The 24,541-nt window shown below is 49.0% G+C and carries 24 protein-coding genes; 16 read left to right on the top strand and 8 right to left on the bottom strand.

From position 1 onward, the window contains the following. The first annotated feature begins 24 nt into the window (after window positions 1–24). Together ACQSGY_RS20825 and ACQSGY_RS20820 are read left to right on the top strand one after the other, a co-directional pair. Window positions 25–444 carry a hypothetical protein gene (locus tag ACQSGY_RS20825; RefSeq protein ID WP_427180416.1) on the top strand — a complete coding sequence of 140 codons (420 nt, stop codon included), beginning with the start codon at window positions 25–27 and terminating at the stop codon, window positions 442–444. Window positions 445–647: 203 nt separating this feature from the next. Beyond that, on the top strand, window positions 648–1,442 hold the full coding sequence (locus ACQSGY_RS20820) for a hypothetical protein (protein ID WP_216519254.1): 795 nt from the start codon (window positions 648–650) through the stop codon (window positions 1,440–1,442). A gap of 105 nt (window positions 1,443–1,547) precedes the next feature. On the opposite strand, the gene ACQSGY_RS20815 is transcribed toward ACQSGY_RS20820, so the two are convergent. The 3 genes from ACQSGY_RS20815 to ACQSGY_RS20805 form a co-directional block, all read right to left on the bottom strand. Then, window positions 1,548–2,225 (bottom strand): hypothetical protein, encoded by a 678-nt coding sequence (locus tag ACQSGY_RS20815; protein WP_427180414.1) that lies wholly within the window; start codon window positions 2,223–2,225, stop codon window positions 1,548–1,550. 46 nt (window positions 2,226–2,271) lie between these two features. After that, window positions 2,272–3,090 (bottom strand): class I SAM-dependent methyltransferase, encoded by an 819-nt coding sequence (locus tag ACQSGY_RS20810; RefSeq protein ID WP_427180412.1) that lies wholly within the window; start codon window positions 3,088–3,090, stop codon window positions 2,272–2,274. Between the two features lie 166 nt (window positions 3,091–3,256). Then, window positions 3,257–4,249 carry a helix-turn-helix transcriptional regulator gene (locus ACQSGY_RS20805; RefSeq protein ID WP_427180410.1) on the bottom strand — a complete coding sequence of 331 codons (993 nt, stop codon included), beginning with the start codon at window positions 4,247–4,249 and terminating at the stop codon, window positions 3,257–3,259. Between the two features lie 135 nt (window positions 4,250–4,384). Here ACQSGY_RS20805 and ACQSGY_RS20800 point away from each other — a divergent pair, with 135 nt between their 5' ends. Further along, entirely contained in the window at window positions 4,385–5,818 is a 1,434-nt protein-coding gene (locus ACQSGY_RS20800) for a glycoside hydrolase family 1 protein (RefSeq protein WP_427180408.1), read from the top strand. Window positions 5,819–5,992: 174 nt separating this feature from the next. Here the strand turns inward: ACQSGY_RS20800 and ACQSGY_RS20795 are convergent, their stop codons facing one another. Beyond that, on the bottom strand, window positions 5,993–6,661 hold the full coding sequence (locus ACQSGY_RS20795) for a phosphatase PAP2 family protein (RefSeq protein ID WP_427180406.1): 669 nt from the start codon (window positions 6,659–6,661) through the stop codon (window positions 5,993–5,995). Between the two features lie 170 nt (window positions 6,662–6,831). On the opposite strand from ACQSGY_RS20795, the gene ACQSGY_RS20790 reads away from it, so the two are divergent. Further along, window positions 6,832–7,407: an LPXTG cell wall anchor domain-containing protein gene (locus ACQSGY_RS20790; protein ID WP_427180405.1), complete on the top strand. Its 576-nt coding sequence runs from the start codon at window positions 6,832–6,834 to the stop codon at window positions 7,405–7,407. A 208-nt stretch (window positions 7,408–7,615) separates the two neighbouring features. On the opposite strand, the gene ACQSGY_RS20785 is transcribed toward ACQSGY_RS20790, so the two are convergent. Together ACQSGY_RS20785 and ACQSGY_RS20780 are read right to left on the bottom strand one after the other, a co-directional pair. Then, on the bottom strand, window positions 7,616–8,395 hold the full coding sequence (locus tag ACQSGY_RS20785) for an AraC family ligand binding domain-containing protein (RefSeq protein ID WP_427180404.1): 780 nt from the start codon (window positions 8,393–8,395) through the stop codon (window positions 7,616–7,618). 18 nt (window positions 8,396–8,413) lie between these two features. Then, window positions 8,414–9,010 (bottom strand): LysE family translocator, encoded by a 597-nt coding sequence (locus ACQSGY_RS20780; RefSeq protein WP_427180402.1) that lies wholly within the window; start codon window positions 9,008–9,010, stop codon window positions 8,414–8,416. 372 nt (window positions 9,011–9,382) lie between these two features. Here ACQSGY_RS20780 and ACQSGY_RS20775 point away from each other — a divergent pair, with 372 nt between their 5' ends. The 6 genes from ACQSGY_RS20775 (at window position 9,383) to mmsB (ending at window position 17,775) form a co-directional block, all read left to right on the top strand. Beyond that, on the top strand, window positions 9,383–10,390 hold the full coding sequence (locus ACQSGY_RS20775) for a substrate-binding domain-containing protein (protein ID WP_427180400.1): 1,008 nt from the start codon (window positions 9,383–9,385) through the stop codon (window positions 10,388–10,390). Next, entirely contained in the window at window positions 10,371–12,356 is a 1,986-nt protein-coding gene (locus ACQSGY_RS20770) for a cache domain-containing sensor histidine kinase (protein ID WP_427180464.1), read from the top strand. Before ACQSGY_RS20775 ends, ACQSGY_RS20770 begins: the two co-directional genes overlap by 20 nt. An 8-nt stretch (window positions 12,357–12,364) precedes the next feature. After that, window positions 12,365–13,624 (top strand): response regulator transcription factor, encoded by a 1,260-nt coding sequence (locus ACQSGY_RS20765; protein WP_427180399.1) that lies wholly within the window; start codon window positions 12,365–12,367, stop codon window positions 13,622–13,624. Between the two features lie 252 nt (window positions 13,625–13,876). Further along, window positions 13,877–14,962, top strand: coding sequence for a multiple monosaccharide ABC transporter substrate-binding protein (gene chvE, locus ACQSGY_RS20760; protein WP_427180396.1), 1,086 nt, complete (start codon window positions 13,877–13,879; stop codon window positions 14,960–14,962). Window positions 14,963–15,077: 115 nt separating this feature from the next. Then, window positions 15,078–16,628, top strand: a complete 1,551-nt coding sequence (gene mmsA, locus ACQSGY_RS20755) for a multiple monosaccharide ABC transporter ATP-binding protein (RefSeq protein WP_427180394.1) — start codon at window positions 15,078–15,080, stop codon at window positions 16,626–16,628. Then, the gene (gene mmsB / locus ACQSGY_RS20750; RefSeq protein ID WP_111270776.1) at window positions 16,612–17,775 is read left to right on the top strand and encodes a multiple monosaccharide ABC transporter permease; all 1,164 of its coding nucleotides are present in this window, start codon (window positions 16,612–16,614) and stop codon (window positions 17,773–17,775) included. The genes mmsA and mmsB overlap by 17 nt, the downstream gene beginning before the upstream one ends. A gap of 110 nt (window positions 17,776–17,885) precedes the next feature. Here the strand turns inward: mmsB and ACQSGY_RS20745 are convergent, their stop codons facing one another. Together ACQSGY_RS20745 and mgtE are read right to left on the bottom strand one after the other, a co-directional pair. Next, window positions 17,886–18,665: a class I SAM-dependent methyltransferase gene (locus ACQSGY_RS20745; protein WP_427180462.1), complete on the bottom strand. Its 780-nt coding sequence runs from the start codon at window positions 18,663–18,665 to the stop codon at window positions 17,886–17,888. A 191-nt stretch (window positions 18,666–18,856) separates the two neighbouring features. After that, the gene (gene mgtE, locus ACQSGY_RS20740; RefSeq protein WP_427180392.1) at window positions 18,857–20,227 is read right to left on the bottom strand and encodes a magnesium transporter; all 1,371 of its coding nucleotides are present in this window, start codon (window positions 20,225–20,227) and stop codon (window positions 18,857–18,859) included. A 194-nt stretch (window positions 20,228–20,421) separates the two neighbouring features. Between mgtE and ACQSGY_RS20735 the strand changes: the two genes are divergently transcribed. From ACQSGY_RS20735 to ACQSGY_RS20710, 6 genes are all read left to right on the top strand, one after another. Next, window positions 20,422–21,144, top strand: coding sequence for a DNA alkylation repair protein (locus ACQSGY_RS20735; RefSeq protein ID WP_427180391.1), 723 nt, complete (start codon window positions 20,422–20,424; stop codon window positions 21,142–21,144). Between the two features lie 59 nt (window positions 21,145–21,203). Next, window positions 21,204–21,758: a methylated-DNA--[protein]-cysteine S-methyltransferase gene (locus tag ACQSGY_RS20730; protein WP_427180389.1), complete on the top strand. Its 555-nt coding sequence runs from the start codon at window positions 21,204–21,206 to the stop codon at window positions 21,756–21,758. A gap of 20 nt (window positions 21,759–21,778) precedes the next feature. Then, a complete protein-coding gene (locus ACQSGY_RS20725; protein ID WP_427180388.1) occupies window positions 21,779–23,011 on the top strand; it encodes an amidohydrolase in 1,233 nt (410 codons plus the stop codon). Window positions 23,012–23,197: 186 nt separating this feature from the next. After that, window positions 23,198–23,602, top strand: a complete 405-nt coding sequence (locus ACQSGY_RS20720; protein WP_427180387.1) for a GNAT family N-acetyltransferase — start codon at window positions 23,198–23,200, stop codon at window positions 23,600–23,602. Between the two features lie 27 nt (window positions 23,603–23,629). Then, window positions 23,630–24,097, top strand: a complete 468-nt coding sequence (locus ACQSGY_RS20715; RefSeq protein ID WP_427180385.1) for a GNAT family N-acetyltransferase — start codon at window positions 23,630–23,632, stop codon at window positions 24,095–24,097. A 13-nt stretch (window positions 24,098–24,110) separates the two neighbouring features. Beyond that, window positions 24,111–24,539 carry an N-acetyltransferase family protein gene (locus tag ACQSGY_RS20710; protein WP_427180383.1) on the top strand — a complete coding sequence of 143 codons (429 nt, stop codon included), beginning with the start codon at window positions 24,111–24,113 and terminating at the stop codon, window positions 24,537–24,539. Window positions 24,540–24,541 lie beyond the last annotated feature (2 nt).

Here is a 24,541-nt window from a genome sequence, read left to right as displayed (position 1 = left end):
AAAAAAACAAATGAGGTGCTTGATATGATGGGATGGTTTACACGTAAAAATAAACAGGAAGATGCGATTGCCAAAGCGGATCGCACGATAAATAGCGGGCTTACGGGTTTGCTGATGAAAGGTTTTGTACCTAAAGAACATCGGGATGCCATCAATCAAAGTTTGGACTCGGCTAAGCAGGCACAATTGGCTGCCAGCGGTTCGCTGCCCCTGACGGCAACCGGAAAAGTGCTCAGTGTATCGGATACAGGGAAATTAATTAATTTTGATCCGATTGTGGTGCTTGTGCTTGAGGTAACTGAAACGAACGGTCTCACCTATCAGCGCACGATGGAAACACTGGTGTCCAAACTGCAGATTCCGCGTACCGGTGATCGTGTTGGTTTGGGGCAGAATCCAGCTAATCCGTCTGAACTGATCTACATGGGACTGCTGTCGGTATAGGAAGAGCGGCATAAAGGAGTTTCGAAATTGAATCAAGTTCATCTAGAATCAGGCCGATACTGTTGTGCCATTTGTGAACACATATAGAGAAGAGATGGAACAGGGTGTATCGTTTCATAGGCAAGAATATAAGTGAAATAAGAGAAGATTATTAGATTGTTGCGGATAACAACGGTAAATAGACATAGAAAAGGGTGGTAGATATGAGTCGTTTTTTCAGAATAATAGGTCTGCTTATGGTGTTGGGGGCGGGATTTTCTCCCGTGGTAGCGCAGTGGCTCTGGGATGATCCGTTTATGGTCATGCAGGCGTGGTGGTTTAAACCGATGATTTTTGGCGGAATTGGGCTGATGGTGTTGACATCTATATTGGGTACAAGTCTGGGACAGCGCAAGATCAAATCAGGACAACCGGCGCTTGGCGTTATTCAAAGTATACAGCAGACGGGTATCTATATTAATGAGCAGCCTGAAGTGCGAATGACGCTGAAGGTATCTCGCCAGGGACGGGAAACATATGATGCGGAGCTGAGAAGTGTCATTCCGTTGACCTCGTTGTCCCAATTTCAGCCGGGCAGTGTTATTCCACTTGTTGTGTCCGAGAAGGATGAGCGCAAGGTCGGGCTGGATCAGCATGGAACGGTAACACAAGAACATATGCAGGAGCTGTTGAATGAAAAGATGATGCAGCAGGGCATCGCGCCCGAAATGGTGGATATTGCACGTACAGGAGAGAAGGGACTAGCCAAGATTGTAGATGTTACTCCACTCGGCAATGGAAGCAACGGCAACATCAAGCTGCAGTTGAAATTAAGTATTACGAAGCCGAACGGGGAAACCTTTGAGGTGACCACGCAAAAAGAAATTGTTCCTTCTGCGCTATCACAGGTCCAGCAGGGTCATATCATTAACGTCTTTTATTCCAGACAGGACCCTTCCAAGGTCGCCCTCGCACTTCAAGTGCAGGAGCAGCAGTTGAATCAGCTGTTCTCGTCCTGAACGTGCAAGTCATGAAAGCTATGCCTGCCCTGAGTCAGAATTGGGACCGGAGCAGGCTTTTTATTTTTCCAACGGTCTTTTAGAGAAGGTTAGAAACGTGAAACGTCATCTCGAAGAGGACTGTATAAGCATGGCCCGAAATGAGGAGAAAAGAGGCTGGGCATGCTGTTCAAGCTTCTCCCGACTGTGCTGCTGTTCATCAAATAATGATTCGTGATCGAACCATACGACAGCATAGTCTCGCTCTTGATCAGGCTTATTAGCATCCCAGCACACGGGACCTGCTCCATCTTCATAGGAAGCAAAAGGAATATATCCCGCCTCAATCAGTGTTGGCCATGAGGACCAAAGCTTACGAATTTCCTCCAGAGGGGAGTCCGAAGGCAGGTTGGGCAATGCAATTGTACATCCATCGTAACGGAGATATACGTTTAGAACGTATCTAGTGCTCAGATAAGCGGCGTACAGAGGCGGCACAGAAAAAGCAGCACCGCACGCATCAGAGCGAGGTCTGATCAAAGCATCAACCAATTCGTCAATCTGCTCCACGGTAACTGCTGAATCCAGCATTCTCCAGCGAACCCAGCCCTCTTCGTCGACCTCGCCATCCTGCATCTCCACAGGCACGCCCGCGTCATTTTCATCCATTTTGGCTGGAAGGGACATCAGTATATCCCGGTGGGGGGAATCAAAGTATGCATCAAGCCAGCTTTGGATGAAAAGCCGATCCTCCTTCAGTATCTGTGTGTCACCCAACGTGTTCACAGCCTTTCTGTTTTCCATTTTTCACTTCATCGAATACACTTCATCAAATGCATTACAATATACGTTAAACAATACCTATCCGCATGCGATAAGAGAATAACACTTCCTTGGAGGCTCCATCAAAAACAAGCTCGGCCTGTCGTCTGAAGTCATCCGCAAGCTCATTCAATTCTGCTGCACCGAGCTTCAGCGCCGTTTGCAGGCCACCTTGGCTGAGCGCCAGATTGGCATAACGATCAGCGGTAAACGGCTCGTAATGATGGAATACAATCTCGCGGCTGTAGCGGAACAGACCTGACTGCCGAATCTGCTGCAGATGTCCCTCCTTGCTCCATTTATGTGCCTGCTGCTCTGCACTCGACAGACGTGAGGCAAGCTCGTCTGCAGTGCTTACCAACTGCTGGTAGGCTGCTTCGAGCTGCCAGTCCAGCACTGGCGGCCAGTCACAATCGTAGGCGGCAAAAATGCCACCAGGACGCAGCACCCGTGCAAACTCACGCAGGGTGGATGCCGGTTCCATCCAGTGAAACGATTGGGAGCAGGTCAGGATATCCACGCTGTCATCTGGCAAGCCGAGGTCGTGGGACATGCCTGCCGCGAAGCGAAGCTGATCCGGCTTGCCTGCTGCTTCCCATTTGGCAATGCCCACACTGCTCATATCGTCACTAGGCTCCACACCGATAATACGCTCGGCATCGTTCAGCCAGATCCAGGTGGATAATCCTGTGCCGCAGCCGACATCAGCAACGAAGCGAGGTTTGCTTCCCAGATAATTCGTAAGTATATCGACAATTTCCCGGGGAGCAGAGGGCCTGTTTTGATCATAGAGTGTGCCAAAGCCTTTAAATCGTTCCACATTATTACGCCTGATTTGCTGATTCATCGTTGTGCCTCCCAACATCATTTAACGGCTATCCATGTTTCCTGGATACCTCAGTACCTCAACAGTTCAATCCCTGAACAGATGAACAGCTCAATATCTGAGCAACTCGACAGCTCAAAACCTGAACATGCTGCTTTCCTTAATAGCTTTATGATATAGCCATATATTATATTGTATCATCATGCGCAGCTTCGTGCCCATCATCTTCCAGCAAGCGTGAATGAGACACCGCATCCTGATGTCTGCGGCGCAGCTCCTGGCGTACTGCCGAAGGCTTGATTACAGTTACTTTTGAGCCAAAGGAGAGCAGGAACGAATATAATCGCTCACCCTCTTCAATCTGAAGCGAAACGCGCAGCTTTCCATCTGCCTCTTGCTGAATCAAAGCGGGGTCGAGCAGATCATAGACGCGGTAGGCGACGGATTGCTCAAACAACAGCTCCAGTTGAATCAGTTCAGGCTGCTCCTCGGCAGGGTTGTCCCCAGCGGGTGTTCTTCCTGCGTTTATATTCTCTTCTTTCATCGGCGTTGACAGCGTACGTTCATATGCACCGGGTACGAAGCGAAGTTCTGTTATACGCTTGATTTTGTAAGTCAGTAGCGTGTCTGGCTTATGCGGATCACGTTTCAGACCTTTGAAGTACCATGTATTGTTCTTGAAAATAAGCTTGATCGGTAAAGCAGTCTCTTCGCTCTCCTCCCCGTTCGAGTCCACATAATGGAATGAAAGCAGTTGGCTGGCGAAGATCGCCTGTTTTACTTGATTAAACAGCTGCACCTCCTGCTCGGGAATGCTGCCCCAAGGAGAATACTCAAATTCAATCCAGTCCAGTTTATGATCAAAAAGGGTCGTTAATCGCCCTAACATCCGGGCGCTGTTCAGATGAGGAATAGCACTGACGCTGTACAATCCCAGCAAAATTTCATTTTGCTCATCCTCATTCAGCAGTGACTTGTCCATGACATAGTGGTCCATCAGATGAATGCCGCCATGTTTGCCTGTTGTCGTATAAACGGGAATACCTGCCGCACTCAGGCGGTCAATGTCCCGATATACGGTACGAACGGAAATTTCGAACAGGCGGGCAAGCTCCGGTGCGGTCGTTTTCTTTTTTTCCAGCAACAGCAGCAGCATTTGAAATAATCGGTTATGTTCCATGACAAAATTATATCATGACAGCCCTTGTCAGGGTATGGGTGCTAGACTTGGGGTATAACGTTATATTTCACAGTGAAGCAAAGAAACAAAAACACTTGCTCCAGCAGGAGTTAACTTAAAGAGGAGGAACGCAGCATGAAAATGAAGAACGGATTTTTCTGGGGCGGCGCAACGGCGGCCAATCAGTTTGAAGGCGGATGGAACCGGGATGGCAAAGGGCCGAGCACATCGGATATGATGACAGGCGGCACACACACGACACCTCGCCGGATTACACCTGTACTGGAAGAGGGCACGTATTATCCGAGCCATGAAGCAGTGGATTTCTACGGGCATTATAAAGAAGACATTGCCATGATGGCCGAGATGGGCTTCAAAATGTTCCGCATGTCAATCAACTGGTCCCGCATTTACCCGAACGGTGACGACCTTGAGCCGAATGAAGAGGGCTTGAAATTTTATGATAACGTCTTTGCCGAGTTGAAGAAATACAACATCGAACCTTTGGTAACGATCTCCCACTACGAGACTCCATTTGGATTGACGCAAAAGTATAACGGCTGGGCTTCCCGTGAAGTAATCGATTTTTACATCCGTTATTGTAAAACCCTGTTCAACCGGTACAAGGATCAGGTGAAATACTGGCTGACCTTCAACGAAATCAACTGTTTGACGATGCCGCTGGGGGCATATATGGCAGGTGGATTGTTGTTCGAAGGCAAAGAGACATTGACCGATGGGGTAGATCAGCCGCAGACCCGCTTTCAGGCGCTGCACCATCAATTTGTCGCCAGTGCCAAAGCGGTGAAGCTGGGGCATGAGATCAACCCGGATTTCAAAATCGGCTGTATGGTTGCGTTCATGACCACGTATCCGAACACATGTAACCCTGACGATATTTTGCTTGCGCAGAAAAAGGACCAGCTGTCCAATATGATCTGCGGTGATGTGCAGGTTCGGGGTGCCTATCCAGGCTTTGCCAAACGATTCTTTGCAGAAGAAGGCATCGAGATTCAGATGCAGCCGGAAGACGAGCAGATACTGCGCGAAGGCTGTGTAGATTTCTATTCCTTCAGTTATTATATGTCTCTCGTCGAAAGCGCCGATGCATCGCTGGAGAGAGCGGAGGGCAATCTGCTGGGCGGCATCAAAAATCCGTATCTCGAAGCTTCGGACTGGGGCTGGCAGATCGATCCCAAGGGACTTCGCTATACGCTGAACCATCTCTATGACCGTTATCAGATTCCGCTCATGGTTGTTGAGAATGGTCTCGGTGCGGTAGATGTCATTGAAGAGGACGGCTCGATTCAGGATGACTACCGGATTGATTACCTCAAAGGTCACATTGAGCAGATGAAAGAAGCGGTTGCGGACGGCGTAGACCTCATCGCGTATACGATGTGGGGCTGCATCGACCTTGTGAGCGCATCGACCGGGGAGATGAAGAAACGTTACGGCTTTATTCACGTCAACAAAGATAATGATGGCAACGGTGATCTAAGCCGGACGCCGAAGAAGAGCTTTTATTGGTACAGAAATGTGATTGCATCCAACGGTGAGGAATTGTAAAGCCGGAAGGTGGCATAGGAAAAACCTATCTATTGTCAATGCAAAGCACCCGCCCATTCCTGTAATCAGGAACGTGCGGGTGCTTTGTTGTGTTTTAGACCAGACAGAGCGATCAGAACTATTGCTATTAAAAGGCTTGTCTTCTTTGCAGGCAAGCATCAGGCGGACATGCGGCTAGACGATGCTGCTGGTTTGTAATCCGGACAGCCGCTGCAAATAGCGTCTGTAGAACCAGATGCAGGTGAATAGCCAGCATCCGCTGATAAAGTAACCACCGACGACATCGCTGGGATAATGCACACCCAGATAGATACGGCTCATACCGATGGTCAGAATAAAGACTGCACTGGCTACCATCATGAATACCCGTCCTGTAAAACTGGGGATATGCTTCCAGATCAGAAAAGCCAGTCCGCCGTACAGGCTGAATGAGGCCATAGAATGTCCGCTGGGAAAGCTGTATCCACTGACTTCGATAATGCGGTGAATGGTGGGGCGAGCCCGCCCAAATACAGCTTTGAGCAGCGCATTTAACACGGTAGAGCCGACAAGCACAATGGCAAGAAACAGCAGCTCGCGTCTGTGCCCCAAGTAGAGATAGAGCACCAGCATAGCAAGAATCGTGATTATGACGACTTGCCGCCCGCTGCCAATCCAGGTGAAGAATTGCATCAATCGGGTCATACCGGGGGACTCCATCCCTTGAATCCAGCTGATCAGCACATCATCAAAGCGATGTATCTGGTTGTCGCTGATCGAGAGCGCAATGCCGATAAAAGCGCATAAACATAACGCTGCAGCGAGCAGCGAAAATGAAATTTTTGACGTCCAATGGTTCTTCAATAATTCAAATCCTCCGTGACATATGATTCTTATAATTGTAGCAAATCAGAAGATCATGTATATACTGATGATCCTGAACATAGTGTTAACCATTTTACAATAAAACAAACAAAAATCAAATGGAGGTGTTCTTAAAGATAAAGGCAGCCTATAAGAGGGGGAGATGGAGGATGAGGAAGGTTGTCACAGTCGTTCTGATTCTGATGTTGTGTGCAGCAAGCTTATTCGTTTGGTCGGGGGAAAGAGCATATGCATGCAGCTGCGTGAATTCCACGGCCAAGGAAAGACTGGAGACGCACAGTGCGGTGTTTACGGGGAAAGTCGTAGATATTGGCGGTAACTTCATATCCATATTTAACAGTCAACAATACAAGACATACACGCTGGATGTGGATACGGCATGGAAGGGTGCGGATGCAAAACAGATGAAGGTCCTGATCAGTGATATGGGTGAGGCCTCGTGTGGAACAACATTGGAGAAGGATCAGCTATATCTGATTTTTGCTATTAAGGATGAGAGGGATGGCAAGCTGTACAGCAGCTTGTGCAGCTTCAACACCCGGCTGGAAAAAGCCGAAGAGGCGACAGCAATATTAGGGAAGGGGACTCCTGTCAGCTCTGATGATTTCAGATTCAGCAGCGGGTACCGCAGCCCTTGGATGATTACTCTTTATGCTGGAGGTACAATAGCATTGCTTGGACTGGCAGGTGGCTGGCTGTGGAGAAGAAAGAAAAGGCAGGTTTAATCTGCCCAAATATCAAAGGTATAACGTGTTGTGGTTTAAAGGCATAATCTGCGCAAGCAATCATGGCTGATTGTTAAATAAATCCCCTTATGAACGTAAATGCGTTCTGTAAGGGGATTTTGATATGGTGAGCCTGTTTTTCTGTATGTCTCTATGTCTGTATGTGTTCTGGTTGAGCATTTATTTAATCCTGTGTCTAACCTTCATGTCAGCGCTGCAGCTGCAGCATGTATTCATACGCGGTAACGCCGAATACCCGCTTGAAATGTCTGTTCAGATGTGTCAAATCCACGAAGCCGCAGTCAGCTACAGCAGCGTAGAGGTCCTTTTGCTTTTCTAAGGCTTGTCTCGCGTGTTCAACCTTGCAGTTTAAGAAAAACTGGTAGGGTGAAATCCCGGCACAGGCTTTGAATTCCCGAATGAATTGAAACTTGGATAAGCCGAATTCAGCAGAAAGATCGTCCAGCTTGAGCACATTTGCGGTGCTGCAGAACATGATTTCTTTAGCTTTGCGAACGAGGCTGTCCTGAGGCTCCCAGAGCTTGGCGGGCTGTTCTTCCCGGGCAAGCATCTGCACCAGATCATAGAGCCGGGTGCTGCACTCGGCTTCGTCCTGTCTGTGCTGCACGGCATCGTTCAGCATCAGAATGCTTCGGGCAAGCTTCGGATCATAGACGATGGGAGTGGAGAAGCGAAGTTCTTTTTTACCCATAATCTCTTCAACGAGTTCGGGCTTCAGGTAGAGCATGACATAGTCAATGCCCTCTTTATCATAAGAGCTTCCGTCATGGAGCTGCTCACGGTTAAACAGCATGACACCGTTCGGATGCGAAGCCTGATAGTGACCGTCCAGATTATACTGCTGGATACCGCGCAGCGTTACCCCTACAGCATATTCCTCATGGCAGTGCTTTTTATAGGTGAAATCGGTGAAGCTGGCGGACAGGGCCAGCACGTCTTGTGATCTTCTGTAACTAAACTTTTCCATACCGCACACCTCCGCAGATTAGGGCGTGTCTGAGATAAGACCTGACACTATAATGGCTGAGTATATCAAAAAAAGAGCCATCAGCACACTGCATGTCCGCTGGTATCGATTCAGCAAGGGGCGAAAAACGGTGCCGAACACGACCCAGCTCGAATACGCCAAAAATCCGATACATGTAATCAGCATAACATATGCAAACGCAGACCCCGATTCTGGAGCGACATAAGGAAGTACATAGGCCGGAATGACGGTAAACGTAAACAGCACCACCTTGGGATTCACAAACTGCATCATCAAACCGTTCCAGAAGCCTAAAATGGCCTGTGGAGCAGCCTCGGTAGAGCCCATGCGATAGACCTGATAAGCAAGATACAGCATGTAGATGCTGCCAATGACCTGCATGAACCGTAATATTCCCGGCAGAATGTCTGCGAGTACCTGGTTCAGAAAAGCAGAAGCGGTCAGCAGCAAACCAAACGCCAGCGTAGCTCCCCATACATAGGGCATGGTACGGCGCGCGCCTACCTTCTCTGTGGAGGAGAGAATGACAATATTGGCGGGGCCGGGGGTGAAGGTGACAACGATACAGTAGATTAAAAAAGATAGTATATTCATCTTGAGCTCCTTCTTGGATGCTATCTTAATTTCAACTAAAGATTTTACACACACCACTCCGATGACAGAATAACCTTCCAATCGCTGTTATCCCCAGATTTTTTTGATTCCCCTTTCTAAAGGGGAAAATCCGGTGATAAAGGCGACCGCTCCGCTTTTTCAGGTTTTTTCTGTCCTCTCCGTTAACGTGTAAAAGAGTAGTTCAAATTAAATAGATTTTAAATTTAAAGATCATTGTCGTAATCATACGGCGAAACAGGCGCTCGTTTATAGTACATTATTGCAGAGAGGTTCCCTTTTTGAATGATTGCGTTTACAATCTATAACGAAGTGAGGGGTAGTAGACATAGAACACTTGAGGAAGTGAACGAGATGAAAAAAATGCTGCTGATCTATATAGTACTGATTGCGGCGTTTGCTCTGTATGTATTGAGGTTTGAATATACCAGTCAGGTGAACAGCTCGTGGGAGAATCGCGGCCTGCGCGGTGATCTGGGCGAGACGTATATGATGATTACGTTCCAGTCGGGGCTGGAATATTGGAAAAGTCCCTTGAAGGGGTTTGAGGATGCTGCGGATGCGCTTGGAGTAACCGTCGAATATCGCGGGGCTACACGATATGACGCGAAGGAGCAGACAACGGTGATTGAGCAGGCGATTGCACGTAAACCTGCGGGTATAGCCATATCAGCGATTGACCCGAAGTCGTTAATTCCAGCCATTAACAAAGCGGTGGAGGCAGATATTCCTGTTATTCTGTTCGATTCGGATGCCCCGGGCAGTCAGGCGTATTCTTTTCTCGGAACAGATAATTACAAGGCGGGCGTAACGGCAGCGGATAAAATGGCCGAGCTGCTGGGCCGTGAAGGAGAAGTGGGTGTATTAACGTCGCCGGGGCAGCAAAATCATGAGGAACGCACAAAAGGATTCAGCGAAACCATTCAGCAGCGTTACCCTTTGATGCATGTTGTTGAAGTCGCAGATGGACATGGGGATACACTAAGATCCCGGGACGAGACGCTGCGTATGATGAAGGCGCATCCGAAGCTGGCCGGCATATTTGTAACCGAGGCAACGGGAGGGGCCGGGGCTGGCGAAGCTGTGCAGAATGCAGGGAATGCACAGAAGCTGCATATTATTACTTTTGACACCAACAAAGCAACGCTGGATCTCATCAAAAACGGGACGATATCCGCCACGATTGCTCAGGGAACCTGGAACATGGGATATTGGTCGCTTCAATACCTGTTCCATCTGCACCATCACTTGACCGTGCCTGCGCCATCGTCTTCCGGGGAGAACGCGCCGCTGCCAGTTACGGTGGATACGGGGATTTCCATAGTGACACGTTCGAATGTGGATGATTATTATGCCAAATAACGATCATGAAGTTGAGAATAACCTCGGAATTCGCAGAACGTGGCGATCTGTAGCCGGAGAGTATGTCCGCCGTTTGCGTTTACGCAATATGCCGTTGCGGTATCAGCTGATGCTGCTGTTTTTGCTTTTTGCGATCGTGCCATCTGTAGGGTTGGGCCTGCTCGTCAACTGGACGGTAGAACGGGTCGTGGAGCGGCAGGTCGAGGGACATACGATGCAGCTGATTGGCAAGGTGAATGAAGCGTTGAACACCAAGATGGAAAATTTGCAAAATATGACCTATCTGATTGCGTTTGAACCCGATGTGGATGCTTTTATGGATGAGAAGCTTGCCGGAGACGGGGATCGACTCAACAGCAACAAACCATTCATGGGTAAAGGGGATGCAGAGTCTGATCAGAATCGACTGTATGGCATGAAGCAGACTTTGCAGGGCTTCACAACGTTATATCCTGAAATTGCTGGCATCGTGCTGGTAAACGGGAAAGGGGATTACGTCAGTAATGATATGTATCCGCGAACCGCGGTCAATCTGACCCGGGAGGAATGGTATCAACGGGCCGCGGCACAACCAGGTATTTTTACGGTGCTGGGCCAGCCGCGGGAGCGTAATATGACAACACATGTGCGATATAAGGAGGATGAGATTGTATCCGTTGCCCGCTCGATTACGGATGAGACGAACGGACTGGTGAAGGGTGCTGTGCTGATTGATCTCAAGCTCAGGTCTGTGTCGCAGGCAGCCCGGAATGTCACTCTCGGGAAATCTGGTTATGTTATGGTTACAGATGCTGCGGGAAGGAGTGTGTACAAGCCGGAACATCCGCTAATTGATCATATCCCGACAAACTGGTTTGCGGCGGGAGAAAGCGGAACATTTACTCAGGTGGTGGAGGGCGAGACGTTATTGTTCATGTACCAATCATCTACCTTTACGGGCTGGAGAACAGTCGGGGTATTTCCAACCAAAGATTCGATAACCGAGGTGAGGCAGATTCAGTTTTACGTGGTCAGCTTTGTCTTTGTTGTATGTTTGTTTGGTCTGAGCGCATCCTTGTGGTTCTCCCGCTCGATTGCCCAGCCGATTTTCCGGCTGATGTCTTATATGCGCAGAGCGGAGACAGGCAACCTCAGTGCAGGCCGCTGGAGTGATCGTACGGATGAGATCGGTATGCTGGGAAACAGCTTTAACCGCATGCTCAGCCAGATTCGTCAGCTGATCTCGCTGAATGAGCTGCGGGAACGGCAGAAGCGTGATGCGGAGATGCGCAGCTTGCAGGAGCATATCAAGCCTCATTTTCTATATAATACGCTGGATACCATTCACTGGATGGCCCGAAAGGAAGGGGCAGACGGTGTGTCGGATATGGTTGCTGCGTTGTCCCGCCTGTTCCGTATCGGACTCAGCAAGGGACAGGACTATATTCCGCTCCGGTCTGAACTGGAGCATATCCACAGTTATTTGCAGATCCAACAGACAAGATATCGTGACCGTCTTCAATATACGTTAAACGTGCCTGAAGAAATTCAGAGCCTGTATGTACTGAAGCTGCTGCTCCAGCCGTTGGTGGAAAATGCCATATACCATGGCATCAAGGGTAGACGAGGCCCGGGCCATATCGGGATAGAGGGGAAAATAGAGCATGGCAGGCTTCATCTGACGATTCAGGATGATGGTGCAGGCATGAGCAGCGAACGGCTGACCGAGATGCTGCAGCTGCTGGATATGCCCATGGAAAGTCTGGAATCGGGTTCGCCGGAAAAGACGGGAAAAAGTTACGGCATGCTGAATGTGCAGGCACGGTTAAGGCTGGCATTTGGAAGGGATTACGGTATTGCGCTGCATAGCAGCCCTGGTGTGGGAACCCGTGTTACGATTGTTCATCCCCTCATGCGGGAGCTGCCTGCAGTTGTGCTTCCCCCAACTGAGCCAGAAGATAACCGAGAGCGACAGGAAAAGGAGTGAACAAGGTCGTGGATGATATAAAAACACCCGTAAATGCAGCGGATACGCTGTATCGTGTGCTGATTGCAGACGATGAGCCGATTATTCGGGAAGGCATACGGGAGGCCATGGATTGGGCTGCGCTTGGCATGCAGGTGGTCGGCGAAGCCGAGGATGGTGAAGAGGCACTCGAACGAGCGGTTGAGCTGAACGTTCATGTCGTGCTGGTGGATATGAATATGCCGTTTCTGAATGGGATCGGGCTGATTCGTTCTTTACAGGAGCAGTGCCCGGGGGTGCGATATTTGATCATATCAGGCCATGATGAATTTGCTTACGCGCAGGAAGCAGTTCGTCTCGGAGTAGAGGATTATATCCTGAAGCCTGTTCAGGCAGAGCAGCTGAAGGCTGCACTTGAGCGGCTTCGTCAGCGGCTGGATGAAGAGCATCAGCGGACAGCGTATGTCAGACAGGCCGCACAGCAGATTGAGCGGAACATCCCGCTGCTGCGTCAGCGATTTTGTCAGGAATGGATGGAGGGCGAGCTTGGCGAGAAAAACCTCACAGAGCAGCTTGCCTTTCTACAACTTCCATCTGTGTCACCTGTGCAAGTCGGTGTTGTGCGCTGGCCTGCTGCGGAAGCACGTCAGACTATTTTGAGAGAGAATGATCGCCAGCTGTTTCTGTTTGCCGTGGAAAATATTATTACAGAGCTGCTCGAGAACCGTCCGCATGTGCTCTTTCGCGAGGGGAGCGGTCTCATCGGCATCTGTCTGTGGCAGGAGGCTGGAGAGGAAATAGCATCTCTGCTGGAGCAGCAGATCAGTGCCTGCCTGAATATTGCAGTACATGCCTATGTCGAGTCTCATACGGGAACGCTCGAAGAGGTGCCGGAGACGTACCGGCACTGCCGTGCACAGGTATACGAGGAAGTGAAGCTCTCCCCGCTTGTGCGCAGGGCACGGCAGTTGATTCAGGAGGAATACGCGGAGCGGGAGCTGACGCTGGAATCACTCGCATCCCGTCTGCAGGTGTCGGCAGTGTATCTCAGCCGTGTGTTAAAAAAAGAGCTGAACGACTCCTTTGTTACACTGGTTACACGCGCTCGCATTCGTAAGGCCGCGCAGCTTTTGGATTCCACTGCGCTCCCGATCCATACGATCGCTGAACGAGTGGGATATGATACACAGCATTATTTCAGCACAGCCTTCAAAAAAACGATGGGCATCTCTCCTGCCCAGTATCGAAAGAACGGCGGAACGGACAATTCGTCCGCAGGGCCAATGTAGACTATTGACATATCAAACCTATAATCAAACCCATCGCAAAAGGTTAACCGCCTGCGGTGGGTTTTTCGTTATCCTCTTCCATCAAAAGTTAAATTTTTATAAAAAAGGTTCAAAACCTGCAAAGACCACACGTAGTTGAAATGCTACGATAGGAGACAGAAAGGCATGATAACTGCGTGATACTTGCTCAGTTGTAAGCGTTATCTCAATAATGAATCGGAGCGTAAAGACGTGAAGAAAGGGGAACTTCATATGAAAAAAGGAGCAATGCTCATCTGGCTTCTGATAATGGCCTTGATGCTCTCGGCCTGTAATCTGGCTGAAAGTGATGTAGGCAGCAAGGAAAAAGGATATGTCGGTATATCCATGCCTACCAAATCATCGGAACGCTGGGTGGGAGACGGGGAGAACATGGTTCGTCTGTTCCAGGAGCAAGGATATAAAACCGATCTGCAGTACGCAGAGGATGTCGTCGAAAATCAGATCTCCCAGATTGAGAACATGATTACCAAGGGTGTGGATGTGATGGTAATCGCATCGGTGGATGGCAACACGCTGACAGATGTAATCAAGAAGGCTCATGACGAAGGCATACAGGTCATCTCGTATGACAGGCTCATCCGCAATACACCTTATCTGACGTATTATGCTACGTTTGACAACTTTAAAGTGGGCGTGCTGCAAGCTTCCTACATTGAACAGAAGCTGGGGCTCAAAGAAGGCAAGGGGCCATTTAACATTGAGCTGTTCGGTGGATCACCGGATGACAATAACGCCTACTTTTTCTTTGACGGTGCAATGTCTGTGCTGAAGCCTTATATTGATTCCGGCAAGCTGGTCGTACGAAGCAAACAGATGACGATGGCACAAATCGCTACACTGCGCTGGGACGGGGCACTGGCTCAGGCACGGATGGATAACCTGCTAAGTGCCTACTATTCGGGCGATAATTTGGATGCGGTGTTATCCCCATATGATGGCATCAGTATAGGGATCATCTCATCTCTGAAAGGCATCGGCTACGGCAAGCCGAACAAACCGCTGCCGGTTATTACCGGACAGGATGCGGAGCTGGCCTCCATCAAGTCCATTGTGGCCGGGGAACAGACACAGACGGTTTTCAAGGATACACGTAAGCTCGCTGAGAAAACGGTGGAGATGGCCAATAGCATTTTGCAGGGAAAACAAGCAGAAGTGAATGATACGAAATCATATAACAACGGATTAATGGTGGTTCCAGCTTATCTGCTCGACCCGATCTCTGTAGATCGAACCAATGTCGAAAAAGATATTGTGGGCAGCAAGTATTACACGAAACAGGAGATTGGTTTGCCATGAGTAGATCATGAAATAGGGCTGCCGTAAAGTGCAATGAAAGAGATTGAGCTGCCTTAAAGTGTGGTGCAAAAGATGGGCTTGCTATAACGCATAATTCAGGAAAGGAGCACATGCCATGACGGACATCATTCTTGAAATGAAGAACATAACCAAAACATTTCCCGGTGTCAAAGCGCTGGAAAACGTCAATCTGAAGGTGCGGGAAGGCGAAATTCATTCGATATGCGGTGAGAATGGCGCAGGCAAGTCTACGCTGATGAAGGTGCTGAGCGGAGTATACCCGCATGGAAGCTATGAAGGTGACATTTTGTTCCGCGGTAAACCATGTGAATTCAAAGACATTAAACAGAGTGAGGAACTGGGCATTGTCATTATCCATCAGGAATTAGCGCTGATCCCGTATCTCTCGATTGCAGAAAATATATTTCTCGGCAACGAACGCGCCAGCAAAGGCATCGTGAACTGGAAGGAAACCTTTGTCGGAACGCGTGAGTTGCTGGGCAAGGTGGGCTTGAACGAAAATCCGAATACTCTTGTGTCCAGTATCGGGGTAGGCAAGCAGCAATTGGTCGAAATTGCGAAAGCGCTCTCCAAAAAAGTGCGTCTGCTCATTCTCGATGAGCCAACTGCAGCGCTGAATGAGGATGACAGCGAAAATCTGCTGCAGCTGATGCTGGAGTTCAAAAAGCAGGGCATCGCCTGCATCCTGATCTCCCATAAGCTGAACGAGGTGTCCAAGGTTTCGGATGCGGTGACGATTTTGCGGGACGGCAAGACGATTGAAACGCTCGATATGAAAAAGGACAACGTCACCGAGGATCGCATCATCAGCGGAATGGTGGGACGGGACCTGACGAATCGTTATCCTGAACGTCATGCAACTATTGGTGACGTGGTGCTGGAAGTGAAGGATTGGACAGTGTATCACGAGCATCAGGCGGAGCGCAAGGTGCTGGATCAGATCAATCTGAATATCAGACGCGGTGAGATCGTAGGGATCGCGGGACTGATGGGTGCTGGACGTACGGAGCTTGCGATGAGCATTTTCGGCAAATCGTATGGTCGCAACATCTCGGGACAGCTGATCAAGGACGGCAAGCCGATTCAGAACAACAGTGTGACAGAGGCCATTCAGAATGGTTTTGCTTATGTGACAGAGGATCGCAAGGAATATGGACTTATTTTAATGGATGATATCAAACGCAACATTTCACTCACCGGACTTGGCAAACTGACCCGCAATGCCGTTGTGAACGAGCAAGAGGAAGTGCTGGTTGCAGAAGAGATGAAAAAAAGCATGAACATCAAGGCACCTAATATCCTCCAGAAAACAGGCAATCTGAGTGGAGGTAACCAGCAGAAGGTGGTGCTGAGCAAATGGATTTTTGCCGGTCCGGATATTCTGATTCTGGATGAGCCGACCCGAGGGATTGATGTGGGTGCCAAGTTCGAAATTTATACAATTATCCATAAGCTTGCTGCCGAAGGCAAGGGTGTGCTGGTAATTTCCTCCGAGCTGCCGGAGGTTCTGGGCCTGTGTGACCGGATTTATGTGATGAATGCCGGACGAATTACGGGTGAAGTCAGCCGGGAGCAGGCATCGCAGGAAACATTGATGAGATATATGACCAAGTCTGGAGGCGGTAAGCATGGAAACGGTAACTAAACTGTTCAAAAATAATATACGTCAGTACGGCATGATCATTGCCCTCGTTGTCATTATGCTTCTGTTTGAAGTGCTGACAAGTGGACTGCTGCTCAAGCCAATTAATATTACGAACCTGATTTTGCAAAACAGCTACATTCTGGTGCTCGCCATCGGCATGGTGCTGGTTATTATTACAGGCCATATCGACTTGTCTGTCGGTTCGATTGCGGCCTTTGTCGGCGCCGTAGCCGCCATCATGATGGTGGATTGGCAGCTGCCAGCGTGGCTTGCGGTTATTGCTTCCCTGCTGGTTGGTGCGCTGATTGGTGCATGGCAGGGCTTCTGGATCGCATATGTACGGATTCCGGCCTTCATTGTGACGCTGGCAGGAATGCTGCTGTTCCGTGGTTTGACGATGATTGTGCTTGAAGGGCAGTCCATCTCTCCTTTCCCTGCCGGATTCCAGAAAATCAGCTCCGGTTTCCTGCCGGATGTGCAATTCTCCGGTCTGGGTCTGGTGTCCATTATTGTGGGGATTGCACTTACGATCTGGTACATCATTAATGAACTGCGGGAACGCGCATCCCAGCGCAAGTATGGCTTTGAGGTTGTATCTCAAGGGCTGTTCCTACTCAAGCTGATTGTGGTCGCTGCGGTCACGAATCTGTTTACATTTGTACTGGCAAGTTATGCAGGTATTCCAAACATTCTGGTGCTGCTGTTTGTGCTGATCGTAGTGTATTCCTTTGTCATGAATCGTACCGTCATGGGACGACATGTGTATGCACTTGGAGGCAATGAGAAGGCGGCAGGACTATCCGGGGTGAAAACGAAAAAAGTGACCTTCTGGGTGTTCGTGAATATGGGTACACTGGCTGCTGTATCCGGTTTGATCTTTGCCGCACGTCTCAATGCGGCTACGCCGAGAGCGGGTACGAACTTTGAGCTGGATGCCATTGCGGCTTGTTTCATCGGTGGAGCGTCAGCTTCAGGCGGGATCGGAACGGTGTTTGGTGCCATCATCGGTGGTCTGGTTATGGGTGTGCTGAACAACGGGATGTCGTTGATCGGTCTCGGTATCGACTGGCAGCAGGGAATCAAGGGCTTGGTGCTGCTCCTGGCGGTAGCGTTTGATATCTATAACAAAAATAAAAGAGCGGCTTAATACGATGGGTGTAAAATGTACTGAATGTAACGTGTTTTTAAAGGTAAATATAACGTAATTTAATATGCAGTTAGAAAAAAGGCTTGGCGTGTGCCAAGTCTTTTTTGTCTTTATTTTGGAACGGCAATCCATAATGTCCATGAATCTTTTTCAATAATTGGAGCTGTGCTGTTTTTAAGTTTGCTGTTAATAAACACAATCAGCTCGCCAAGCTCATGGTCTGTTAATTCATGAAGAATCGAGCGACCGGTCCGCTGCGCCAGATCTTTATTTAATGCAGCCAGGTCCTGATGAACACACCTGGTTTCCCAAAGCTGCACTGTTTTTACGATCACGAATCCATTGGAATCAAGCGATCTCTGAACTTCATAGGCTTCGTGCCGACGGGAGCGTTCCATGTCAATCCATTCAGGATACTTTTCGAAGAAGTAACCCCTAATATGATGTTCATCCCCTGGCAGTAAACAATCTTCCGGTGTTCTGTCTTGAATGATGAATACGCCATCTGTTTTCAGGATACGCTTAGCTTCTTGAAAACAGCTGTCTAAATCTTGCAGATGATGTATAAGCGCTCTTTCCAGGACGATATCGAATGTACTGTCTGGAAGTCCCGAGCTGTAGGCATTGCCTTGTCTGAATGTGACATTGCTCAAATTCTCGCAATGCTTGGCAGCCCCTTTTAACATCTCTTCCGAAAAATCTATTCCAGTGACATGCTTCGCTCCTGAATTTGCTAAAGCTTTAGTATAAATTCCTCCACCGCAGCCGATATCAACAATTTCTTTACCAGCTATGCCTGCATGCTCTTCAATCAAAGAGAGCCAAGATGCATCCGCAGTTCTGGTCGCATACGTCATTCTGTTGCGTTGATCGTGAAAATCGATTGGCACAATAACCACCTCTTGTTTCATTGTTTGAAACCAAGTTTCAACATATGATATAACTTACGATACCATATTTTTCTTTATGGTCAAGAGGTTCCAGCTTATTCCCATACGTCCTTACGATATAACTTGAGAACCATTCAATTACAAGACGTTAACAGAGAGAACACAAGAAACTGATCCTTGCCTCGCATCAACTACATCAGTGCACCTATGAAACGAGTGGCAATACCAAAGTAGATAAACAGTGACAGAATATCGTTCAATGTTGTAATTAGCGGGCCGGAAGCTACGGCAGGATCGACCTTGAAGCGGCTGAGCAGGAGCGGAATGCAGGTGCCTGTCAGTGTGCCGATGATCAACGTAAAGAACAGGGACACACCGATGATCATACCGAGCAGCCAGTCGCCTTGCCAAATATATGCGATTACCGTAATCAGCACGCCGCAGACCAGACCAATCATCATGCCGACTTTGATCTCTCGTATAATCAGAGCAAGCACCGTTGCTCTGTCCAGCTTGCGTCCAATCAGTCCGCGTACCACAACCGCGAGCGACTGCGTTCCCGTATTTCCTGTCATTCCGGCAATCATGGGCATGAAAAATGCGAGCGCGACAACCTGATTCAATGTATCCTCAAAAAAATCCACAATGCTTCCCGAGATCAGACCGATCAATAGCAGCAAAATAAGCCAGGGCAGCCTGCGTCTGACCGCAACGAGTGGTTTGGTATCAAAATCAATATCCTTGCCGCCGCCGCCCATCTTGGCGAGATCTTCGCTTGCTTCATCCATAATAATGTCAATGACATCGTCCATCTGGATGATGCCGCACAGACGGTTGTTCTCATCTACAACGGGCAGAGCCATGAATTCGTAGCGCTGCAGCAGCTGGGCCGCTTCCTCCTGGTCCATATCTACGGTGGCGTGGATGACTCGTCTGGTCATCAATTCCTCCACCTTGGTTTTGTCATCGGCCAGAGCGAGAGAACGATAACTGACCACACCAGCCAGCTTGCCTTCATCGTCGGTGACATAGAGGTAGCTGGAAGCGGAGAGGTGCAACGTACCCTGCGATTGTCGCAGTGCTTCCTTCGCTGTATCGTGAGTGAACAGGGTACGATAACGGTCTGTCATAATCCGTCCGGCCGTTTCCGGTGGATAGCTGAGCACAGAGCGGATAATCGCTGAATGATCCAGATTCATGCTGGACAGCAATTCTTCTCTGCGCTTTGCAGGCAGATCGTGCATGAAGCGGATAAGGTCACTTTTATCCATCTGCTGCATGACCTCCAGTGTACGTTCTGGCCCGAGTCGTTCAAAAAGTTCAGCCTGCTCGTGCAGCTTCAGGTTCTCGGCCAGATCGGCCAGTATATCCGGCTTGAATAGAAGAAGAAAGCGATTTTTGTCGTCTTCCGGGAACTTTTTATAGATGAGTGAAAGATCATAGGGACGCAGTTCCTTCACAAGTTTATAGAATTCCGGCAGATTCCGGGATTGTACATGCTGCGTAAGCTGCAAGGTGATTTCCTCAAGGGAAGGCTCTTTGGTCGTCTGTGACCTTTTCATATCGACACTCCTTTTCTAATGCTGGGTTTCATATTTTTAAACGAAAAGGCGCTAGTGTTAAACAACGCTGTATCCACATGGGGCAGGATATTGTAATCTTGCTTAAACATTCGAGATAGGCTTACAAACGGAAGCGCTCAGGATATACTTGTTCTACAGCTTTTACAATAAAACCGATGTGGAGGTCGTCCGTCTTGGAAAGAGATATTCGAACACAATTGCTCAGTCTGGCTGAGCCGGAATACCAGAAATTCGCGGCTTCCCTGATCCCGAATATATCCAATGTAATGGGGGTGCGCTTACCCGCAGTCCGCAAAATAGCCAAACAGATCGCCGCAGGAGACTGGCGGACGTACCTGGATACGGCAAAGGACGAATATTTTGAAGAAGTGATGCTGCAGGGCATGGTCATCGGGCATGTGCAGGCAGAGCTGGATGAGCTGCTGACCCGTATTGCGGCTTTTGTTCCCAAGATCGACAACTGGTCCGTGTGTGACAGCTTCTGTGCCGGACTGAAATATACGAAAGTGCATACCGAAGCGATGTGGAACTTTATTCAGCCTTATCTGAAATCCGAGAAGGAATATGACATCCGCTTTGGCGTGGTTATGCTGCTGAACTTTTATCTGGAGCAGCCTTATATTCATAAGGTGTTGCCGCTGCTTGATCAGATTAAACATGAGGCTTATTATGTGAAAATGGCGGTGGCCTGGGCAATCTCGATCGCTTATGTGAAGCAGCCTGAAGCTACCATGCCGTATTTGGGGCACAACACGCTTGATGATTTTACGTACAACAAGGCACTGCAGAAAATTACGGAATCATACCGGGTAACGCCGGAGGACAAGCAAGTGATCCGCAGCATGAAACGTAAGGTGAACAAACAGACAATTGCGCCAAAACAGGAAAGCTCCTGACTCGGATGATGGTAAAGGGGCTCTGACTCAGGCAATGCTAAAGAGAGGGTGAATATGGAATGCGACAAAAGATAATGTATACCACGATGCAGCTGGACGGTCGTCCCTGGAGTCTGCTTGCAACAGAGAAGGGGCTGTGCAGGATCGTTATGCCGAATGAAACGCTGGAGGACTGGCACGGCTGGATTGGTAAAATTGCACCTGGCGCCGAGCTGGAGGAAAATGAGCAAGCGTTAAAACAGACCGGTATGATGGACTGGATAAAATCCTATTTTGCAGGAGAAAGGACAGCTTACACCGAGGACATCCCGCTTGACCTGATCGGCACCGAATTTCAGCAGCAGGTATGGAAAGCGCTCGGGCGTGTGCCATACGGTGAGACACGTACCTATGGCGATATCGCTGCCGTGATCGGACGGCCTTCGGCTGTGCGGGCTGTAGGTGCAGCGAACGGAGCGAATCCGATTCCTTTGCTGCTCCCGTGTCACCGAGTTATTGGCGCGAACTGCAAGCTGACGGGCTTTCGCGGTGGTCTGGAGTTGAAGCGCAGGCTGCTGGATATCGAGCAGATTCAAGGTGTTGAAGCTGGAGGGCATGCAAGGTTTGAATTTTAACATCAAGAGGTGAATGATCTATGCAACAGACATATTGGCTGACAAATGTCATTTTGGAACAAGGGTACATTCGTGAAGAAACAGAGGTCACAGGCACACAAACAGGACTCTCGCATCTTCGGATTGAGAACGGAGTGATCGCAGCCGTTCTGGATGGTAGTGAACAGCTGACGGACAATTTGCCGCAAATAGATGGCAAAGGGCTTCTTTTGCTGCCTTCGTTTGAAGAAGCACACATTCATCTGGATAAAACCTACTATGATGGGCCGTGGAGAGCGGTTAGACGTATCTCCAGTATCTTTGATCGCATGGAAGAGGAGAAGGTGCTGCTGCCTAAGCTGCTGCCCGAGGCCAGACGCCAGGCAGAAAGCCTGCTCGCTTTGATTCAATCCTATGGCTCCACACATGTTCGTGCACATTGCAACATTGAACCGGTCAGCGGGCTGCGGCGGTTGGAGGTTACGAAACAGGCACTTGATCGTTATGCAGGAAAGTTATCTTCCGAAATTGTTGCGTTTCCGCAGCATGGGCTGTACCACTCAAACTCGGTGGAGCTTATGGAACAAGCTATGGCAGAAGGAGCAACTCATGTTGGGGGACTTGATCCTTATACTGTAGATAAAAATATAGAGAGATCGCTGCATACGATGGTTGAGCTGGCAGTGAAGCATCAGGCGGGGATTGATATGCATCTGCATGACAGCGGAGAAGCGGGCAAGCAGACATTGCTTGAGCTTGTCAGACTGACGGAAGAAGCGGCGCTTCATGGTCAGGTTACGGTCAGTCATGCGTTCTGGTTTGCCAGTGCAGAACAGCAGGAGGCCGAAGAAGTGGCTGGTCGAATGGCATCGCTAGGCATGAGTGTGGCTTCAACCGTTCCGATTGGCAAGACGATGATGCCGCTTCCGATGCTTCGGCAAGCAGGTGTCAACGTGAAGCTGGCAACGGACAGTCTGACGGATCACTGGTCACCGTTTGGCAGCGGCGATATGCTGGAGAAGGCTGGCCGATTCGCTGAGCTGTATGGATACAGTGACGAGTTGTCTTTATCACAGTCGCTGGCCGTGATTACAGGCGGAGTGACACCGCTGAATGCAGCAGGGGAGAGGGTCTGGCCGAAGGCGGGGGATGCGGCGAGTTTTGTGCTGGTACATGCGAGCTGTGCGGCCGAAGCGGTGGCTCGGCGGGCACACAGAGAAGCTGTATGGTATCAAGGTCAAATGGTGAGCGGGAAAAACGAACAGCAACTCTGAAGCTAACATAGTTAAAGCTTGAATAGATAAATCGGGATTAAGCACAAAAGTGAGCCGCGGATACCGCGGCTTTTTTGCATGCCATGATATGAGCATGGTGATCAGAAGCAGAGGAAGAAATTATACGCAGATACCACATTTTGGGTTATGATAGATGAGATTCCAACATAAAGGAGAGTTATGCACATGAACATTGAATATGCCTTGCAGACAGACTACACCTACATCGTTGAAAAAGATCGGCATATTCATCAGGGGCTGGTTAAACCCAAGATAACAGAGAAGGAAATTTACATCCTCTGGGAAGGCGAAGCAAGGATCGGGTGGATGAGGTATGGATATTTTTGGGATAACATGCCCTTTATGAATATGATCTGGGTGGAAGAGCCGTATCGCGGTCGCGGATTAGGGCGGATGGTTGTGCAGCATTGGGAAAATGAAATGAAACAAAAGGGTTTTGATATCGTCATGGCCTCCACACAATCGGACGAGCAAGCACAGCATTTTTATCGGAAAATGGGCTATGTAGATGCAGGCGCACTCCTGCTGGACAATCAGCCACTGGAAGTCATACTGATCAAAAGAATTTAGGCAGTGACAGCTGAAGGAGTGTTGAGTATGAATTATCACATGGAGAAACGAGTAACTTTACAACGGATAACAAAGGAAAATGAGGAGCAGTGTATCCGTCTTCAACCACGGGAAGATCAGTTAGCACTGGTAGCCAGCAACGCGGATTCATTAATCCATGCGACCAAGGAAGTCACTTCAAGACCCTACGGGATTTATGCGGGAGTTGACATGGTCGGATTTGTTTTATTTGATAACGAGATGTATACGGACGGGTACTACTGGATTCTTCGCTTTATGATTGATAGGCAATATCAGGGGCAGGGTTATGGCAAAAGCGCTATCCAGGAAATTGTTCACATGCTGCAAGAACGAAGCGACTGTAAACAGATCAGAGTATCTCATGTACCTCACAATATCGCAGCCAATACACTGTACAAGCATTGTGGTTTTGAGGAAACAGGTGAACGAGAGGATAACGGTGATATTATTTTGAGTTACCGTATAAGAGAATAGGGGGCAGCAAGTCATGATCAGAGAAGCGGAAGCCAGGGATGCAGCATGTATTGAAGGATTGTACAGAGAACTACTGCCTGATCATGCGGGTACGAAAGTGCTCGCTGAACGCATTGAAGAGATCAGATGCCACGAACACAGCTTTCTGTTTGTATACGAAGTGCAGGATCAGATAGTCGGTACCGCACATTTACATATTTGCTTGGATGCTCTCGCAGGAAATCGACCGTTTGGTGTGGTGGAGAGGGTTGTTATTTCTGACAAGGTGCGGAGCAAGGGATATGGTTCAGAATTAATGAAGCACCTTGAACAGGTATGTGTACAGTTGAACGCTTCGAAGATGCTTCTTGCCAGTGGTGCCTCCAGGCACGGGGCGCATCACTTCTACACGAAGCTTGGGTATGATGGAGAGTCCAGTAAAGCCTTTAAGAAATATCTATAACT

This window comes from Paenibacillus sp. TC-CSREp1 (assembly GCF_050171015.1).
Taxonomy (GTDB): Bacteria; Bacillota; Bacilli; order Paenibacillales; family Paenibacillaceae; genus Paenibacillus; species Paenibacillus silvae.
Note: the sequence above shows the minus strand (reverse complement) of the source record. Positions and strands in the feature narration are given on the sequence as shown.

Bases quoted from the DNA above. Each gene is read 5' to 3' on its own strand.
- ACQSGY_RS20810 (WP_427180412.1), bottom strand. From the start codon at position 3,090: ATGAATCAGCAAATCAGGCGTAATAATGTGGAACGATTTAAAGGCTTT.
- ACQSGY_RS20800 (WP_427180408.1), top strand. From the start codon at position 4,385: ATGAAAATGAAGAACGGATTTTTCTGGGGCGGCGCAACGGCGGCCAAT.
- ACQSGY_RS20805 (WP_427180410.1), bottom strand. From the start codon at position 4,249: ATGGAACATAACCGATTATTTCAAATGCTGCTGCTGTTGCTGGAAAAA.
- ACQSGY_RS20770 (WP_427180464.1), top strand. From the start codon at position 10,371: ATGATTATTATGCCAAATAACGATCATGAAGTTGAGAATAACCTCGGA.
- mmsB (WP_111270776.1), top strand. From the start codon at position 16,612: ATGGAAACGGTAACTAAACTGTTCAAAAATAATATACGTCAGTACGGC.
- ACQSGY_RS20775 (WP_427180400.1), top strand. From the start codon at position 9,383: ATGAAAAAAATGCTGCTGATCTATATAGTACTGATTGCGGCGTTTGCT.
- ACQSGY_RS20820 (WP_216519254.1), top strand. From the start codon at position 648: ATGAGTCGTTTTTTCAGAATAATAGGTCTGCTTATGGTGTTGGGGGCG.
- ACQSGY_RS20825 (WP_427180416.1), top strand. From the start codon at position 25: ATGATGGGATGGTTTACACGTAAAAATAAACAGGAAGATGCGATTGCC.
- mgtE (WP_427180392.1), bottom strand. From the start codon at position 20,227: ATGAAAAGGTCACAGACGACCAAAGAGCCTTCCCTTGAGGAAATCACC.
- mmsA (WP_427180394.1), top strand. From the start codon at position 15,078: ATGACGGACATCATTCTTGAAATGAAGAACATAACCAAAACATTTCCC.
- ACQSGY_RS20785 (WP_427180404.1), bottom strand. From the start codon at position 8,395: ATGGAAAAGTTTAGTTACAGAAGATCACAAGACGTGCTGGCCCTGTCC.
- ACQSGY_RS20790 (WP_427180405.1), top strand. From the start codon at position 6,832: ATGAGGAAGGTTGTCACAGTCGTTCTGATTCTGATGTTGTGTGCAGCA.
- ACQSGY_RS20720 (WP_427180387.1), top strand. From the start codon at position 23,198: ATGAACATTGAATATGCCTTGCAGACAGACTACACCTACATCGTTGAA.
- ACQSGY_RS20730 (WP_427180389.1), top strand. From the start codon at position 21,204: ATGCGACAAAAGATAATGTATACCACGATGCAGCTGGACGGTCGTCCC.
- ACQSGY_RS20715 (WP_427180385.1), top strand. From the start codon at position 23,630: ATGAATTATCACATGGAGAAACGAGTAACTTTACAACGGATAACAAAG.
- ACQSGY_RS20815 (WP_427180414.1), bottom strand. From the start codon at position 2,225: ATGGAAAACAGAAAGGCTGTGAACACGTTGGGTGACACACAGATACTG.
- ACQSGY_RS20780 (WP_427180402.1), bottom strand. From the start codon at position 9,010: ATGAATATACTATCTTTTTTAATCTACTGTATCGTTGTCACCTTCACC.
- ACQSGY_RS20725 (WP_427180388.1), top strand. From the start codon at position 21,779: ATGCAACAGACATATTGGCTGACAAATGTCATTTTGGAACAAGGGTAC.
- chvE (WP_427180396.1), top strand. From the start codon at position 13,877: ATGAAAAAAGGAGCAATGCTCATCTGGCTTCTGATAATGGCCTTGATG.
- ACQSGY_RS20710 (WP_427180383.1), top strand. From the start codon at position 24,111: ATGATCAGAGAAGCGGAAGCCAGGGATGCAGCATGTATTGAAGGATTG.